This is a genomic window from Leptospira adleri (assembly GCF_002811985.1).
Taxonomy (GTDB): domain Bacteria; phylum Spirochaetota; class Leptospiria; order Leptospirales; family Leptospiraceae; genus Leptospira; species Leptospira adleri.
In genome coordinates, this window is sequence record NZ_NPDU01000014.1 from 54,694 (window position 1) to 70,136 (window position 15,443).

Consider the following 15,443-nt stretch of genomic DNA (forward strand, 5'->3'; position numbering starts at 1 on the left):
ACCGAAGATCATTCGGATTCCGTGTGAATCCGATTTTTTTCGGTAAACCTATGAGACACGATCAAAACTTTAGATTCTTAGTTTCAATTCTTCTTTTTATTTTCAACTGCAATTATCATTACTACGTCCAGAAGAGCGGCTCGGAAACGACTTCGATTCCGAACGTTTCCAAGGTAAGAATCGTTTATCTCGGCTTTCGTCCTTTCGCCGCCGAGATGACTACTTCCAACGCGCAGGAAAGAATTTATACGGCCAGTCTAATTTATCCGGATCGGACCGTTCCTAAATTCCAAAACGGATTTTACGCGTCCGATCTGCGTTCGTTCGGTTTTAGAAAGGACGTTCCCTCGGAAAAAGTAAAAAAGTTTGTCCAGGACTATCTCAACGAAGTGAAAGAAAGCGGAGTCTTGGAACTTACTTACGTTACGAGCATCGAAAAAAAAGGAGAGGAAAGAATTTATAAATTAAAGGACGTGGGCGCGGATTACTACGTAGTCGGAATTCACAATCCTGCCTTTCAATCGACTAAAAATTTTGCGGGAAGTTTTGTTCAACTTTTTTCCTCAATATTTTCGGTGCTTACCTTCGGTCTTGTCCCGAGTTACGCTTCTTTGCGGGCGGAAACCGAAATCAAAATATATGATAAAAATCTAAATCAGTTGACTTCGATTCAATACGACAACGGTTATTCCGTCTTGGGCGCGGTTTGGGCTTCTTCCATTCCGGAAGAATGCGGAAGGATGGGGTGCGACGCTTTGAAACAGGTGACTTCTCCTCCAAAATTCGTTTATCAAGAATCGGGTCCGAAATTTGAAACGGATATCGTAAATTATATCCAGGCACAACCTTCGTTTCGTAAATGATATGCTTTATCTTGAATGGTTAGGAAATTCATTCTCGATTTTCGGAGGTTTTCTCGCGTTCCTGCTCGCGATTCCGGAACTTCTGCTTTCGAAGAGGACTAAGTTTCAAACTTTCTTTTCCCTCGCGCTGATTCTGATCGGGGTTTTACAACTTTTGAATGCGATTGCGCTCCAGGGAGTTTTTCAAAATCCTTCGCTTTATCTCGTTTTGAGTCTTCCAATTTTGTTTTCGATCGGACCGATCGTTTATCTTTCCATTCAGGCGATGGTCGACGAGGAGTTTCGACTTCGACTTTCTTCCCGGATTTCCTTTCTGCCGGCGGTCGCGGCGACGATTTCGATTCTCCTTTTTTCCTCGAACGCGAATGCTTTTCCGTGGAGCGTTTCCTTTAGCAAGCAGAGCGGCATGGAACGATTCTTCACTTCGCTTTATTGTTTCGCCGCGTTGTATTCCTTTTTTTTCGGAATTTTGATTATAAGAATTTTATCCTCCGTTCAAGAGGCAAAACTCAAGTTTTTGATCTGGATCTGTTTTGCGGATTTTTTATCGGTTTCCATTTTTGGAATATTAGGAATCTGTTATGAATTCTTATTTTTGAAGGTTTCCGGTTGGATCATCACTCTTGCCCTGTGTTTGATCTATTACGTAAGAAAAAAATATTCCGATTTGGAAGAGACGATCCACGTCGAACTCGTAAAGGCTAAATATTCCCGTTCCCGGCTTGGAGGAATCGAGGTGGATTCCGTTCTCAGCGAACTCGAAAGGATGATGAAAATCGAAAAGGCGTTTCAAGACGAAGAGATTTCGCTTTCTTCCGTCGCCGAGAAAGTTTCTCTTTCGACCCATCAGTTATCGGAGTTGATCAATCGGAAACTCAACAAAAGTTTTTTCGTTTGGTTGAATCAATACAGAATCGAAGAGGCAAAAAGGCTCCTTTTAGAGAGCGATAAGAACGTTTTGGAAATCGCGATGGAAGTGGGTTTTAACAATCGTTCCTCTTTTAACGAAGCGTTTTTGAAGTTCGCTCAAAAAACTCCCTTGGACTATCGCAGGTCTTCCCGCAAGGAAACCTCGTTTTCTTACCCTTCTTAAGATATTCAGCGTGATCGTAGGTTTGTATAAACCCTTTCAAAAAAAAATGTAAGCCTTTATAACACCGGTCGATAAGTTTCCGACGGTTCGTTATACTTTCCAATGTTGTTGAAGCTCAACAAGGTAGGTACGAATGCAAACGGAAAGTTTTACGATGGATCGGTCCGGAGAACGCGATCGAATATTGTCTCTTGTTTCGAAAATTTTTCTTCTTATGAATCTCGCAGTCTATGACGCTTTTGCCGTAGGCTTTTTTCTGGTTCCGGTGAAACTCGCTTCTTGGATCGGAATTGAAATTCAAACCAGCGCGGCTCTCGCGGATTTCCGAGCTATGTACGGCGGACTCTGTCTGGGAGTGGGAGCCGTTCTCGCGCTCGGATTGTTTAAGAAAGAATGGTTTTCCGCCGGAATCCTACTTTCGGTTACGACCGCGGGAGGACTTTTTTTGGGAAGAATTTACACGATTCTCCTGGATGGACCGGGTAACGAATACATCTACATCAGCATGGCGACAGAAGTCGGAGCGGTTGCGATTGGAAGTTGGATTTTGAAACGTTCTTGATAAAAACTTCCCTCGACGCGAGTCGAGGGAAGAAAATACACGATTACTGTTTCGTGCAACGTACTCGGAAAGATACGGTCGTATCGGGCGCGTTACCGCCTAACTCGTCCGTAACGGGACAGTCGATCGCTTGAAGGTCATAGACCGTGGCCGTATTTTCCTTTACGGTCGCCGAACAATTACCCGCAACTTTGTTTTTACCCGCCATATAGACCACTCCGGCGGCTTTGTCGATGTCCATTTGGGAACCTCCGGCGCCAATCGTCACGGTAGTTTTCGTGGGATCGATACTATGTAAGTTCAAGACCGGTAATACGTTCGGGAGTTGGCCTATGACGATTCCGACGTTTCCGATTCCCAATTTACAATCTTGAAGATCCGTCAGCGTGTACTGCACGGTTCCTAATTTCATGCTCGCCGTATTCAGCGGGGGCTGCGGAAGATCGGTCGCTTGCTGGGTAGCAGACGTCAGAGGCGTCAGTGCGACTAACGCGAGCAACGGCGCCAGGTCCTCCTTTTTGTCCTTTTCACAATTTAAGAAAATCATTAACGACACGATCATCAGGATCAAGGTCGCGACTTTAATTTTTATTTGCATCGTCTTCAATGGGAAACTCCTTATTCTGTTTGCTTGAAGAGAACGAAATCATTCGAAATATTTTTTGATTTTCGAAGGGAATTCGTTCCGTATTTGAATTCGTTTAATTTTTCAGTTTTCATTTTTCAATTTACTCAGAAGAAAATTCGGATCTCGAAAATTCAGAACGTTACTCTCTAAACTATGAAGGTGGCTGAACTCTTTCTATACTCGAGTTCCGTTTTGATCCATTTTCACAGAAAAGGCGAGTAACGTTCTTTTTTATTTTTCCTATTTGCACTCCGGTCTTACAACTTGAGTTAACCGACCGGAGATTTTATTTTTTCAGGCTAAATCGATTTATTGACGTTAGGTTTGTCGTTCATTCCTCGATTCGCGTTATTGGTTCCGTTTTCGGAGTTCGTTTTTTTAAGAATCGCGGATGAAAATCCGATTCGATTGGAAAAAAATATTTCTACAATGTTCGTTTTTGTTTCGTGAAGGTGCGAAAATTATAAAATGTAATTTGAAAAATGAGAAGAATGGACGCGGTGACTGTTAACGTGAAATTTTAAAGTTCCTCTGAAATGCTGCGATTTGAAGTCTAACGCCGACGACGGCCGTAGGCCGTCGTCCTATTTCATTCTTCTATACGAAATCCTACATCGGGATTAAAATTAAAATCAGTGCTGGTTTGTGATCAATTGTATGTTTTCCGGATAAAGGGCCTGACCGAATTCGATTCCGCTTGTATTTTTATAATATTGATAAACGGAACCGGTGTATAAGGCGTTCTGTTCTATCAATTCGTGTGGAATCGCAAAGCTGCCAGTTCCTATCATTCTCGCGAAAAGAAATTTTCCATGCGGAATGGCGGCGATGTTCGCCGTTCCGTTTTCGATTTTACACGCTTCATAGAGCCACAAAGTGATTCCGTTCGCGTCCGAAGATTGTAATCCGAAATAGACGTTGAAGTTGTTTGCGATTTGCGAAAAGACAGCTTGCGGTTTTACAAGTGAAGACACGACTCCGATTCCAAATTTTGAATCGTAGTCGCACTGATTCGCGCCGCCCACCGATTGACAATCGACCACGATCTTGTTCGGAGCGGTCCCTCTTACTCCGTCGAGGTCGTACTGGAAGGTCCAAGTAGCGTCTTGGATCGCGGCGCCGCTTGAAGTTTTGGTAACGTTCTGAACGGTAACCTTATAGCTGGAATAAAGTTCTCCCGTTTGAGTCGAAACAAAACGAATCGTTTTCGAATTAGGATAAGAGATCGTCCCCGGAATCGTAACCTGCGAAGAATTTTGAAGTAGAATCGATCCTGTTGAAATCGATTCCTTATATTCGATATTGATTTCTATGGGATCCAAAACCGCGATCCTTTCCAGTTGAAGGGTTCCATTGGACTGACAGTCGTTGGATTGAAAGTGAATGCCTTCTTCGTTGTAAGCGGATCTGAATTTTCCGCGGTGACTTGGGGAATACGATTGAACCTCCTGTGGAATCATCGAACCGTTCATACTTTGATTGAAAAGAATGTTCGTTTGCCCCAAGGCAAGGAGGGAGGCGACATCCTCTTTTTTAGGTTCTTCACTGCTGCAATAAAATCCGAATAAACAAAAGAAAAGAATCCATCGTTTTGAATTTTGCGTCCGTTCCATTGTGTTTGTGTCGTCCTTATACGAGAAACGTTATGCTCCGTTTCCGAATCGCTGCTTGATTCTCTTTCGAAGCAGAATCCGATTCTTCCGGACGAATTCGTGCGAGCACTCAGAATTTATGAAAAGGAATTGTCGTTCGTTCCGCAGATCGTTCCGTTGATTCCATTCTTTCTGAATCGAGGGACGTTTTAAATAACGCTTCCTTTTTAAAAATGAAGAACTGAAATCCTATGGTTTGTCCTGATTTTTAATCGGGAACGATCGGCTGCGCGATTTCTTTTTCGCTATCAAATTCTGCACTCGTTTCGGCAGTTTTTTGGTTCCTCTTCTTTTGCTTGTAAGGCTCCGGATTTCAGTTCTTTGATTGCGTTAGTTCCGTTTCCTGAGATTTTTGGAAGTAAGAATAGAGATGACAGAGAGAATTATGATTCAAGATAAAAAAAGCAATTTCCTTGTTCAGGCGCGGCCTGGATTTCCTAAAGATTCCATTCTTCGATTTAAAAAGATTCGGAAAGTGACGATCGCATTTTTACTCATTCTACTTTTTCCCGGGACCTTGTTTTCCTGGGGAACCCACTATCTCGTCATGGATCGTACTTTAGAACATCCTAGTATGAGTTTTACTTCCCAAGATGTGGTTTCGGAATCGCTCGATTCCTTTGTAAAAAAGGAAAAAGATTCTTTAAAGATTTTATTCGACGAGTTTGCGGAATGGGAACGCGATCGAGGATCGAAACGATTTCAGAAAGTCGAGTTTCGCCCGGAACAAGCGAGCGTATCCGAATTTCTGAGAGCCGCGCGTCTCAACCCGGCGACTCGATTTTTAGAAGTGGAAAGAATTCTTCCGAGCCTTCCGATGAAACAAGGAAACGTTTCTTCTTCCTCCGTTTCTCCTTATCTTCCTGACACTGCCGAACTGCCCGCGAAATTTATTTCCAAAACCGGAGCAAAGATGCGGATTCGTTCCGTTCTTTCCACTTATATCGACGAACCCGATTGGGGAATGGATCATAGCCTTTGGGATTTCACGGAATACGGTTACGGAAAACAACCCTACGGCAAGCCGCAAGGAGAAAGCAGCAAGGCTCCTTTTCACATGCAGTTTCAAAATGAGAATTGGCTCCTCTCTCTTTTTGCGCCGGAAATAGTCGAGGGCGGAATGATGCTGGATCGTATCGAATTGTTCTCTCGTCTTTCCAGGCTTGCGGGAAAAACGGGGCACGATTATTGGAAGTATCGATTCGCCGCTTGGGCTTGTCATTACATCCAAGACATCGGGCAGCCTTATCATTCGAAGGCGGTTCCGGACGCAGGCTTCTTCTACTATGTGCGTTACGTTTTTTCTCCGAAGGAAACCAAGAAGGAGATGAAGGCGAGAATGACTCAGTTGGTCGCTAACCGTCATTTTCTTTACGAAGACTTTGTTTCTTTTAGTCTGATCGATTCCTATTCGAAGCCGACGGCTCTTACTAACGCTCTCTCCGGTTTTCTTTTGAAAGATTACGACGGTTTTTCTTTCGGAGAATCGACCCCTAATCTTATGAAGTTCGTAGGTAAGAACGCGTCCTCGCACGCTCCTGCAATCAACGCCACGATCATCTCCACCTTCGGTCCGGAATATACAATGAAACCTGAATATGATTTGGAAAAAGAATTGGGAACTAAAATGAGGGAAATTTTTCCGACCTTGGATCCCGCAAAGACAAAAGAACTTTTGGAGGAGACGGAAAAAGATTTCGCTCTCACAGGTTCCGCCACTAGGGATCTTTTGAATTCTTTAAAATAGAATCCGGATTCTTACCTTGATTGGCGTTTCCTTCCGCTCGCAGGGAGAGCGCCGATCGTACGACTTGGCGGATTCTTAGATTGTTTCCGGAGCGCGACTTCGGCCTTGTCGAAAAAAACCTTTCCGATTTCGGAATCGATCAGGTCAATCCGGTCAAAAATCATAAGTCTGGTCGAATCCTATTTCCCCTTGTGTTAAGATCCTTCTCGAAAAAGCGAAATTCCTTCCTGGGATTTTTCTAAGAGTTCGAATCTTATTTGGAGAATTGGGAAATGACTCAGAATTTGAAAGAAGACAAGTCTAAATCAAAAACATTCGAAAATCAGACTTTGGACGCCGTCATCGTCGGCACCGGTTTTGCCGGTCTCGGTATGGGCGTGCGTCTCAAAGAGAAAGGGATCCATTCTTTCGTGATCCTCGAACAAGCGGACGGAGTCGGCGGAACCTGGAGGGACAATCATTATCCGGGCGCGGCTTGCGACGTTCAATCGCATCTCTATTCTTTCTCGTTTGAAAGAAATCCCAATTGGTCGAGAATGTACGGTCTGCAATCGGAGATCTTAGAATATCTCAATCATTGCACCGATAAATACGATCTTAGGCAGCATATTCGTTTTAATACTTCCGCGGAGTCCGCGGTTTTCGACGAGAGATCCGGTTTGTGGAACGTAAAGTCCTCCAACGGAGATTCATTCAGAACGAAATGTTTGATCAACGGTTCCGGCGGTTTGAGCCGCCCTGCCTTGCCGGACGTCCCCGGTTTGAAAAAATTCAAAGGGAAAATGTTTCACTCCGCGAGATGGGATCATTCGTACGATCTTGACGGAAAGACTGTCGGAGTGATCGGCACTGGAGCGAGCGCGATTCAGATCGTTCCCGCTATTCAACCGAGCGTGAAAAAATTGGATCTTTTTCAGAGGACCGCTCCTTGGGTCATTGCGAAACCGGATCGTGCGATCTCGAATTTTGAAAGAGGTTTGTTTCGTTTTTTTCCTCCGGCCCAATGGCTTTTCCGTTTGGCGATTTATTGGATGTTGGAATTTAGAGTCATTGCATTTACGATTCATCCGGGTCTGATGAAAGTTTTGGAATTTTTCGCGAAAGGTTACATCCGTAAGAATGTGAAAGACCCGGTTCTAAGAAAGAAAGTGACTCCGAATTTTACGATCGGGTGTAAGAGAGTTCTGATTTCCAATGAATACTACGGAGCCTTACAAAAACCGAACGTGGAAGTGATAACTACCGGTATTCAAGAGATTAAGGAGAATGGGGTCGTTACTTTGGACGGCAAGGAACATCGTGTCGACGCTCTGATTTTGGCGACCGGGTTTCAAGCGGCGGAAGCGATGTCGCCATTCGAAGTTAAAGGTCTGGGCGGTTTAGATTTGAACGACGCTTGGAAGGACGGAGCCGAGGCTTACTTAGGCACTACTGTTTCAGGTTTTCCTAATATGTTTTTGATCGTCGGGCCGAATACCGGCCTTGGCCATAGTTCTATGGTTTTGATGATCGAATCTCAGATCAATTACGCTCTTCAGTGTATTCTTTCTTTGCGTAAGAAAAAATTAAAGTTTATCAACGTCATGAAGGAAGCTCAGGATCGTTACAATCGCAAGATTCAGGCGCGTCTGGAAAAATCGATCTGGAACACCGGCGGTTGCGTTAGCTGGTATCGAACCAAAAACGGCAAGAACACGACGCTCTGGCCCGGTTTTACTTTCGAGTTTCGGCTGAAAACGAAGTCGGTGAATTTTTCGCACTACGAGGTTGCGAAATCGGACGATCAGATGGAACCGATCGGTTTGGTCTCGAGAATCGCGATGCTGTTCGGCGAAATTTTTAGTTAAGACGAGATGAGTTTTTTTAGAAATACCCTTTTCGATACTTTCGTACGGTTTTTAAGAATTCAGGTCTGAATTGCAGACTTCGGGAGATCTTATTTTGGACGGTGTCGTAGTGGAGGGTATAGCTGTAAGAGTTGTGGAGGGTGGGAACACCCACCCCCAGAACTTCACGGAAGGACTCGCCTACGCCAAGGGAGTCCAGCCAGAGGATGTAATTGAAGAGAAAACTCTTCGAGACTCCATGTGAATTGGCGATGACTCTGAGGAGCTCCCAATGCTCCGGAGCGATTCTCATATTTACTTTAATGAGCTTACCTTCCCCCCTTTGATACATAACCTTTTTTGCTCTCGGATTAAGACGTCGGAGAGAAACAAGATATTTTGTATAGGTGTCCAAAAGAGGTCCGACATTTTTAGGAAGATTCTTTCTCTCTAAATCCGTAAGTCTTTTGAGAAAAGATTCGGGAATCAAAATGGATTCCACATTCTTTTTACCTGTTAAGCGAGAACTTGTCGAAGGTGACGCTGAAATCAATATCCCCATACCATCTACGTTTCCAGGAAGAATCGAAAGGAGTCCCTTTTCCGGAGATTTTCGAGATTTTTCAGAAAAATTGCAGATCCCCCTTCCCTGAAAAGTAGGAACACCCACTAATACAGTTTTACAATTCAAGCCCTTCAAAAGATTCAGTAAGAAAGAAATTATCCCAAATGCAGCCCGAATACTTTTCCACAACAAGAGCCAGGTCCTCCGTTGATTATCTACTAAGAACCGTTCACCAACATCACGTGCAACTGAGCCTCATGGCCGATCAGAAGGCGAATATATTGATCGCCGCGTCTTTCGTGATTCTTTCCTTAGCGCTCGGATTTTTGCAACGAGGAACGTATGTCACGGGTATGATTTTACTCATGGCGTTCATCGCGGTGGCCGCTTCTTTGGCGATATTTGCCGTGATGCCTTTCACAAAGCGTGACAAATTGAAGAGGAAGAACCCCTTGTTTTTCGGCGATTTTGCGAACGACGACGAAGAAACTTTTTTTAAGAATATGGAATCATCCTTAGAGACGGATGCGTCGCTCTACAAAGCGATCTCCTTCGACATCTATCAGATGGGAAGGAGTATCTATTTTACTAAATATAGATTCATAAGATGGAGTTACAGGTTTTTTCTGGCGGGGTTTTTTATCGGAGGAACACTGATCGTTTTTGAGAGCATAGGATGGATTCCTTCTCTTATACGATAAGCAATCTCCCTAAAAGCCGGAAATGTAGGAACACCCACCTATCTGGACCAGTTCGAAATTTTACAGAAGCCCAATGAGACGTAATTTGTAGGAACTCACACAAAATCCTCGTTTTTAGAAATTCTTGAACCAGTCCAGATAAGAATCCGATTTTGCGTTAAAAAACGAAACTAAATCGGAATATCACTGTATTGACCGAAGCGCAGAATCAGGCGCTCATTCTTTTGTCCATTAAGAATTTATGATATTCTTGCCAATAACGATCCTCGAAGGGAAGCCATCTTTGTTCGTCGATAAGAGAATCGAAATCTTTAAACGAAGCGAATTCGGACCAAATTTCGCGGAAAACGCCTGTAAGAAGTTTACGGTAGAACGTTTTGTCCCAGCGAATTTTTTTATTCTTCCGTCTAAAAACCGGAATCGCTTCTTCCGGAAGATACCATTGATCCTTGCTCTTTGAATTCCGATTCAAAACTAAATAACGGATTTTTTCACCTGCTTGAACTTCGATGCCCAGTTCCTTGAGATGAAGAAGAGAAAGCGACGCGGCGCCGTGCACTTCGTATTCTTCCAAATCCTTTGAAGTGGATCTACGAACCAAAAGTTCTTCCAGATCAACTTGTTCCGATCTGAGTCGGTAATCGTAACGATCGAAGATTTGCAAAATTTCCTTTTCGGAATCGATCAATTCTTTGATCGTAACTTTTTCCCGCATCCATTCCAACATTTCCTTTTGAGCGTCTTTGATAAAAACGGGGATGTCTTTTCTTCTGGAACCGATCCCTCTGCACTTTAATTTTCCCGATGAAAATCTTCCCATATAACGATTTGCGACCGGCATCTTCGGATCTTGGCTCGAAGCGGGAAAGAGAAGCCACGTATAAATACCATCGACGTCGATTTTAACGGACGTTTTTGCGGTGATCTCGGCGCAGAGAGAATCCAACTCGTCTTGTGAAAATGAAGAGGAATCTTCTTTGCGTATAAAAATACTGTCCGTGATTGCGTGAATAAAAACGTAACCCCTTTCTTCCGAAATTTCCTTTGCGGTAAGAAGTTTTTCTCTTGCGAACGCGTTCACACTTTCGTGGCTTTCCAATCTTCCGAATTTAGCGTTTCTATATCCAAGATACCCGAAAGAGGTGACGAGCATCCATTTCAGGCTGGACTGTTTTAGTCCGCACTCTAAAAGTTCTCTTTCATCGGTTGAATTCTTTATAATATATTTATAATATTCCCTCCGTTCTAACACGTGTTTTAACGCCTCGGAAACGATACCTTTCCGTTTGTTGCAAATTTTGTAACCTAATCCGGGAACGATCGGAGTCGTCGAATCCTCCTCGCAGCAAGAGCAGTTCACACATTCGGGGGAGATATTGTGGAGAACCATGATGCTCGGATACATTTGTGCAAAGTCGAGTTGCGCGACGTTTTCCGCGGTCATTCCGAAAGTGACGTCGGGCTGAAACACAAGTCCGCCTTTGTCCGCTTCTAAAAGTTGAAGCGCCGTCTTTGGAGATTCTATCGCGCTCTTTTGCCAAGGAACGAGATACCCTCTTCTCAGGGCGACGTCCGTTTCTATCGCGGTCAAAGCCTTTCCAGTGGAGGCCCTCGCCATCTTTTGAATCGGAAGACGGGATAGCCTTGCCAATTCGACGATGCCTAAGAGATCCGCTTCTTTGTGAACAAAGCTGTTTTCAGAATCAATATGCCAGCGTCCAAAAAGAGGATAAGAAGGCGCGCGGAACACGATCGTTCCGTATGTATTAAAACTCGTTCCCTTGGTTCGAATATTTCTTCGGATCGGACTGACGCCGTCTCTGTCAAACGCGGGAAAGATTTTAAGTTTTTGAGCATGGGAGAAAAGATAAGGAAATATGATCTGATCTCCGTAAGAGGAAAGAATGATATCCGGGTCCTCTTGTTTGAGAAGACGATCGATTTGAGATAAAAGTCTCTTCGGATCGGAACCTGGAAAATCCCAACAGCCGTCATGAGTTCGAAATACGATGGAATTATTTTTCAAATCGATTCTATGGCTCTGAGAAAGTTTCATAGAAAGAATTTTGAACTTAGGAACTTCATAGTTTAAGTTTTCTATCTCATCCAGAGAGGATATTTCTTGAATTCTCCTTCCATCCTTATCTTCGGAATAGGAAAGTTTCAATTTGCACAAAGGAAATAATTTCTTTTCAACGAGATAGCTCGTAGGGATTTCTATGTCCGAATGAAAGATGTCGAATTTCCCGTAGAGCGCGTAGAGTTTTCTGGAAACTTGCGACAAAACGGAAGGACGAGAAATGCTAAGTTTTAAGACGGGAACCGTTTGGTTTTCATAGAAGAGTTTTTTTTCTTCATAAATAGGGATGTACGCAAGCGCTTTGAGTTGATAGAGCCTTTGAACCAATTTTTTGAGAATGGTTTCGTCTCCTCTGGCATATATTACCGGTTGATAGAAATCGTAAAAAAGAGCGGATTTTCCCTTTTTATCGAGAATCCAAAGATGGATCCTGTCTTCTATATGATAAATATCGAATAGAGTACCTTCGATCCAATTCGTTTCAGCCATCTCCTTTTAAAACCTTGGCCGCATTTATTTCTTGTCTTAGTTTCTGTATTTCTTTTTTGAGATCAATCATCATAGTTAAGAGCATGGTATCGATCGGATAAGGTGCAGACGCCATAACTCCGGCTTGCACTTGTAATTTCGCGGTTCGTATTAGATCATCAAAAACTTCTTGATCCGGTTTTCGAAGTCCGCGACGAAATTCAAGAAGGCCGGATTCCACCTGTTGCATTTGTCTGGAATAAGGAGTTACTGTTCTGCCCATATTTTTTTATACCTCCGCGTTCTCTTCCAACGTTTCAATGGAAGGAATCGATTTCTTTCTTACTTTGAGATAAGAAAGTTGATTTTCAATTTTAAGTTCCCAGAGATCGGACGAGGCGGCCGCCAGTTTCGGAAAGAAGTTCTGAAAAGTCGGATGTTTGTATTTCATGGATTCGATCACGAGGATCGGGATGTTCTTCGAATGAATTGTTTCCAAGATCAATAACATCTTATCCAATAAAAATCTTCCTTCTTCTTCCTGAACGTCTCCGTCGAAGAATTGTTTGCAAGGCGCCAAAAGAAAATAGATCATATCCTGCGACTTATTGTTCGCGATCGTCTTCAGCGCATCTAAGATCTGATAGGGTGTAAACGCCCTTTGCACAAAAATGTTTTCGAGCAAGGATTCGGGAGGAATTCTTCTTTTTCTCGTTTCTTCGGTAATTACGAACGGATTAAAACGAATTGCACAGTCCAGATTGAAAACTTTAAAACCCGAAACCGCAAACGCATATTCCCATTGAAGCGCAAGATGATAGATTCCGGACATTCCCGTGAGCATACTCAATCCTTTTCGATTCCAGGAAAGAACCGGTTGGTAAAGGTTCGCGCCGGAGGATGGGCGTGTTGTCGTTTCTAAAAACATAAATACTATTCTAATGATAAGTATAAATTTGTAAAGCAAAATGTAGGATGATGAAAATGATAATTGGAAAATATGTCTTATAAGATCGGAACTTCGGTTTTATGTTTAAAATTCACTACGCTGCAATCTCGTTTTCTGAAATTCCTCCGCGATTATCCGGAATCAGGTTTCGGTTTTTCAGTTTTTTCGACGTTTGAAAAGAATTTTACAACTACGGAATTTTTAGTTCGTTTTAGTTGAATAAAAAAAGAAAAATATATTATAAAAATATAATGTATTGGAGTTTGAAATTGAGAAATTGTTTATTTTTTAGAGAATTACCGGTGGGAAAGGCGTTCGTTCGGGATTAATTTTGTTGATTTGAAAGCGATTCTCCAAATAATCATGTATCTCAATTCGGAATTCCTATCCTGATTCTTTATAGATGAATTGTAAAACAAAATGAACTTTGGTCGCCTGAGAATGAAACAAATTATAGAATCTTTTGTCGGAAACGTTGCAGGTTTTCACAAGTATGGATTCGCGCTTTCCGGATTTTTGATTTTTCTTTTTGCGTTTCATTCGCTCCGTTCGGAAGAGGCGTCCTCGGAGCCTTTGAAAAAAATCAAACTGCAATTGAAATGGAGACATCAATTCCAATTCGCCGGATACTACGCCGCTATTGAAAAAGGATTTTACCGCGATCAGGGGTTCGAAGTTGAAATTTTAGAATCCAATTTTAACGAAGAGCCGATCACTCAGGTTCTGAACGGAAGTGCGGACTACGGAGTGGGTACTACGGACCTTCTTTTGATGAGAGAACGAAAAAAACCGGTGGTCGCACTTGCCGCGATCTTTCAACATTCTCCCTTATCCTTGTTGGTGAGAAAAGATTCCGGGATTAGAACTCTTCACGAGCTGGTCGGAAAGACCGTGATGATCGAGCCGCATTCTGCGGAGCTTTTCGCTTACTTTGAAAGAGAAGGAATTAATGCGAGCAAGATCTTTGTTCAACCGCATTCTTTTCATATCAACGATCTGAAAGACGGAAAGGTTTCCGCGATTTCGGTTTATCTCAGCGACGAACCCTTTGCTTTGGAAAAAGATAGAATTCCATATCTGATCTTTTCTCCGAGAGCGGCCGGGATCGATTTTTATAGCGACATTCTTTTTACCACTGAAAAAAGAATCGAAGACTTTCCCGAAGAAGTAAAGGCGTTTCGGAGCGCGAGTATGAAAGGTTGGGAATACGCAAAACGGAATCCGGAAGAGATCGTTCAACTCATCTATCATAAATACAGCAAACGCCATTCTATCGAACACCTCCGTTTTGAAGCGGAGAAGATGAAAATTCTTCAACCCGATATCGTAGAGATCGGTCACATGAATTTGTATCGTTGGAAACATATCGCCGAAGTTTACGAAGAGCAGGGAATGTTAAAACCGGGTTTGGATTTGGGGTCCTTCGTTTATGATCCGAATCCAAAACACGATCTCGGTTGGCTCTACGGTATCCTTTTGGGATTTCTTTTGTTTTCGGTTGCGGTAATTTTGATCGCTTCGTATATCTTTTATTTAAACCGAAATCTTAAAATCAGTGAAACGCAATCCAGAGAAGCGAATCGAACAAAGGATAAATTTTTAGCGATCATCTCTCACGATCTGAGAGGTCCGATCGGAACGATTCATCTTCTTTTTCGGGACGTCATCCGGAGTCCGAGCGACATGAACGAAGAAACTCTGGTTCAAGTCCGCTCTTCCATTCACAAAACATATCGGCTATTGGAAGATCTACTTTTTTGGGCGGAAAATCAAAAAGGTGAAATGAAAATTCAGAAGGAACATTTTTCGATCCGAAAAGTCATAGAAGATACGAAAGAGCTTCTTTTCAATCAGGCCTTGCAAAAAGAAATTCAACTCATTTTAGAACCTGGCAAAGATTCTTTTGCGTTCGCAGATCCTTCTATGATTCAGCTCGTTCTTAGAAATCTCGTGGGGAACGCGATTAAGTTTACGAAGTCCGGAGGCTTCATCAAGATTCGAATGGAAGAATCGGCGGATTCCGTTTTGATTTCGGTTGTCGATACGGGTGTTGGCATCTCTGAACTTTATCTCGAAAAACTCTTTCATCTCGAGGAACGAATTTCTTCCTCGGGAACGAATTTCTTCCTCGGGAACGAGGAACGAGCCGGGGTCCGGTCTTGGTTTGATCATTTGTAAAGAATTTATTGAAAGAAACGGCGGGAGCATCGGAATCGAGAGCGAATTCGGAAAAGGAAGCCGGGTTTGGTTTTCGGTTCCGAAAGGAAAGTCCGATTCTTTTCGTGAGAAATCTTAGAAATTCGAAGAAT

General features: G+C 43.0%; 14 protein-coding genes. 8 read left to right on the top strand and 6 right to left on the bottom strand.

Features of this window, described 5'->3' with window-relative positions:
* Nucleotides 1–50: 50 nt before the first annotated feature.
* The 3 genes from CH376_RS07360 (at nucleotide 51) to CH376_RS07370 (ending at nucleotide 2,518) form a co-directional block, all read left to right on the top strand.
* Nucleotides 51–863 (top strand): Lp29 family lipoprotein, encoded by an 813-nt coding sequence (locus CH376_RS07360; protein ID WP_100786019.1) that lies wholly within the window; start codon nucleotides 51–53, stop codon nucleotides 861–863.
* Between the two features lies 1 nt (nucleotide 864).
* On the top strand, nucleotides 865–1,956 hold the full coding sequence (locus CH376_RS07365) for a helix-turn-helix domain-containing protein (RefSeq protein WP_100785907.1): 1,092 nt from the start codon (nucleotides 865–867) through the stop codon (nucleotides 1,954–1,956).
* Nucleotides 1,957–2,089: 133 nt separating this feature from the next.
* Entirely contained in the window at nucleotides 2,090–2,518 is a 429-nt protein-coding gene (locus CH376_RS07370) for a DUF4345 family protein (protein ID WP_100785908.1), read from the top strand.
* Between the two features lie 43 nt (nucleotides 2,519–2,561).
* On the opposite strand, the gene CH376_RS07375 is transcribed toward CH376_RS07370, so the two are convergent.
* Complete coding sequence (locus CH376_RS07375) at nucleotides 2,562–3,116, bottom strand: hypothetical protein (protein ID WP_100785909.1); 555 nt, start codon at nucleotides 3,114–3,116, stop codon at nucleotides 2,562–2,564.
* A gap of 662 nt (nucleotides 3,117–3,778) precedes the next feature.
* Entirely contained in the window at nucleotides 3,779–4,759 is a 981-nt protein-coding gene (locus CH376_RS07385; RefSeq protein ID WP_100785911.1) for a hypothetical protein, read from the bottom strand.
* A 424-nt stretch (nucleotides 4,760–5,183) separates the two neighbouring features.
* Here CH376_RS07385 and CH376_RS07395 point away from each other — a divergent pair, with 424 nt between their 5' ends.
* Nucleotides 5,184–6,545 carry a phospholipase C/P1 nuclease family protein gene (locus tag CH376_RS07395; RefSeq protein ID WP_420843530.1) on the top strand — a complete coding sequence of 454 codons (1,362 nt, stop codon included), beginning with the start codon at nucleotides 5,184–5,186 and terminating at the stop codon, nucleotides 6,543–6,545.
* A gap of 272 nt (nucleotides 6,546–6,817) precedes the next feature.
* The gene (locus tag CH376_RS07405) at nucleotides 6,818–8,392 is read left to right on the top strand and encodes a flavin-containing monooxygenase (RefSeq protein ID WP_100785913.1); all 1,575 of its coding nucleotides are present in this window, start codon (nucleotides 6,818–6,820) and stop codon (nucleotides 8,390–8,392) included.
* 16 nt (nucleotides 8,393–8,408) lie between these two features.
* Here the strand turns inward: CH376_RS07405 and CH376_RS07410 are convergent, their stop codons facing one another.
* The gene (locus CH376_RS07410; protein ID WP_100786021.1) at nucleotides 8,409–8,933 is read right to left on the bottom strand and encodes a DUF1564 family protein; all 525 of its coding nucleotides are present in this window, start codon (nucleotides 8,931–8,933) and stop codon (nucleotides 8,409–8,411) included.
* A gap of 167 nt (nucleotides 8,934–9,100) precedes the next feature.
* Here CH376_RS07410 and CH376_RS07415 point away from each other — a divergent pair, with 167 nt between their 5' ends.
* Complete coding sequence (locus CH376_RS07415) at nucleotides 9,101–9,637, top strand: Pycsar system effector family protein (RefSeq protein WP_243394737.1); 537 nt, start codon at nucleotides 9,101–9,103, stop codon at nucleotides 9,635–9,637.
* Between the two features lie 208 nt (nucleotides 9,638–9,845).
* On the opposite strand, the gene CH376_RS07420 is transcribed toward CH376_RS07415, so the two are convergent.
* The 3 genes from CH376_RS07420 to CH376_RS07430 are packed head-to-tail and all read right to left on the bottom strand — an operon-like array spanning nucleotide 9,846 to nucleotide 13,113.
* Nucleotides 9,846–12,206, bottom strand: a complete 2,361-nt coding sequence (locus CH376_RS07420; protein ID WP_100785915.1) for a DNA polymerase domain-containing protein — start codon at nucleotides 12,204–12,206, stop codon at nucleotides 9,846–9,848.
* The gene (locus CH376_RS07425) at nucleotides 12,199–12,468 is read right to left on the bottom strand and encodes a DUF8156 family protein (RefSeq protein WP_100785916.1); all 270 of its coding nucleotides are present in this window, start codon (nucleotides 12,466–12,468) and stop codon (nucleotides 12,199–12,201) included. Before CH376_RS07425 ends, CH376_RS07420 begins: the two co-directional genes overlap by 8 nt.
* Before the next feature lie 6 nt (nucleotides 12,469–12,474).
* The gene (locus tag CH376_RS07430; RefSeq protein ID WP_100785917.1) at nucleotides 12,475–13,113 is read right to left on the bottom strand and encodes a hypothetical protein; all 639 of its coding nucleotides are present in this window, start codon (nucleotides 13,111–13,113) and stop codon (nucleotides 12,475–12,477) included.
* Nucleotides 13,114–13,575: 462 nt separating this feature from the next.
* Here CH376_RS07430 and CH376_RS07435 point away from each other — a divergent pair, with 462 nt between their 5' ends.
* Entirely contained in the window at nucleotides 13,576–15,312 is a 1,737-nt protein-coding gene (locus CH376_RS07435; protein ID WP_165781768.1) for an ABC transporter substrate-binding protein, read from the top strand.
* Nucleotides 15,299–15,430 (top strand): hypothetical protein, encoded by a 132-nt coding sequence (locus tag CH376_RS24825; protein WP_420843531.1) that lies wholly within the window; start codon nucleotides 15,299–15,301, stop codon nucleotides 15,428–15,430. The genes CH376_RS07435 and CH376_RS24825 overlap by 14 nt, the downstream gene beginning before the upstream one ends.
* Nucleotides 15,431–15,443: the final 13 nt, after the last annotated feature.

Coding starts and splice junctions, on each gene's coding strand:
- CH376_RS07360 (WP_100786019.1), top strand. CDS start 51: ATGAGACACGATCAAAACTTTAGATTCTTAGTTTCAATTCTTCTTTTT.
- CH376_RS07365 (WP_100785907.1), top strand. CDS start 865: ATGCTTTATCTTGAATGGTTAGGAAATTCATTCTCGATTTTCGGAGGT.
- CH376_RS07370 (WP_100785908.1), top strand. CDS start 2,090: ATGCAAACGGAAAGTTTTACGATGGATCGGTCCGGAGAACGCGATCGA.
- CH376_RS07375 (WP_100785909.1), bottom strand. CDS start 3,116: ATGCAAATAAAAATTAAAGTCGCGACCTTGATCCTGATGATCGTGTCG.
- CH376_RS07385 (WP_100785911.1), bottom strand. CDS start 4,759: ATGGAACGGACGCAAAATTCAAAACGATGGATTCTTTTCTTTTGTTTA.
- CH376_RS07395 (WP_420843530.1), top strand. CDS start 5,184: ATGATTCAAGATAAAAAAAGCAATTTCCTTGTTCAGGCGCGGCCTGGA.
- CH376_RS07405 (WP_100785913.1), top strand. CDS start 6,818: ATGACTCAGAATTTGAAAGAAGACAAGTCTAAATCAAAAACATTCGAA.
- CH376_RS07410 (WP_100786021.1), bottom strand. CDS start 8,933: ATGGGGATATTGATTTCAGCGTCACCTTCGACAAGTTCTCGCTTAACA.
- CH376_RS07415 (WP_243394737.1), top strand. CDS start 9,101: ATGCAGCCCGAATACTTTTCCACAACAAGAGCCAGGTCCTCCGTTGAT.
- CH376_RS07420 (WP_100785915.1), bottom strand. CDS start 12,206: ATGGCTGAAACGAATTGGATCGAAGGTACTCTATTCGATATTTATCAT.
- CH376_RS07425 (WP_100785916.1), bottom strand. CDS start 12,468: ATGGGCAGAACAGTAACTCCTTATTCCAGACAAATGCAACAGGTGGAA.
- CH376_RS07430 (WP_100785917.1), bottom strand. CDS start 13,113: ATGTTTTTAGAAACGACAACACGCCCATCCTCCGGCGCGAACCTTTAC.
- CH376_RS07435 (WP_165781768.1), top strand. CDS start 13,576: ATGAAACAAATTATAGAATCTTTTGTCGGAAACGTTGCAGGTTTTCAC.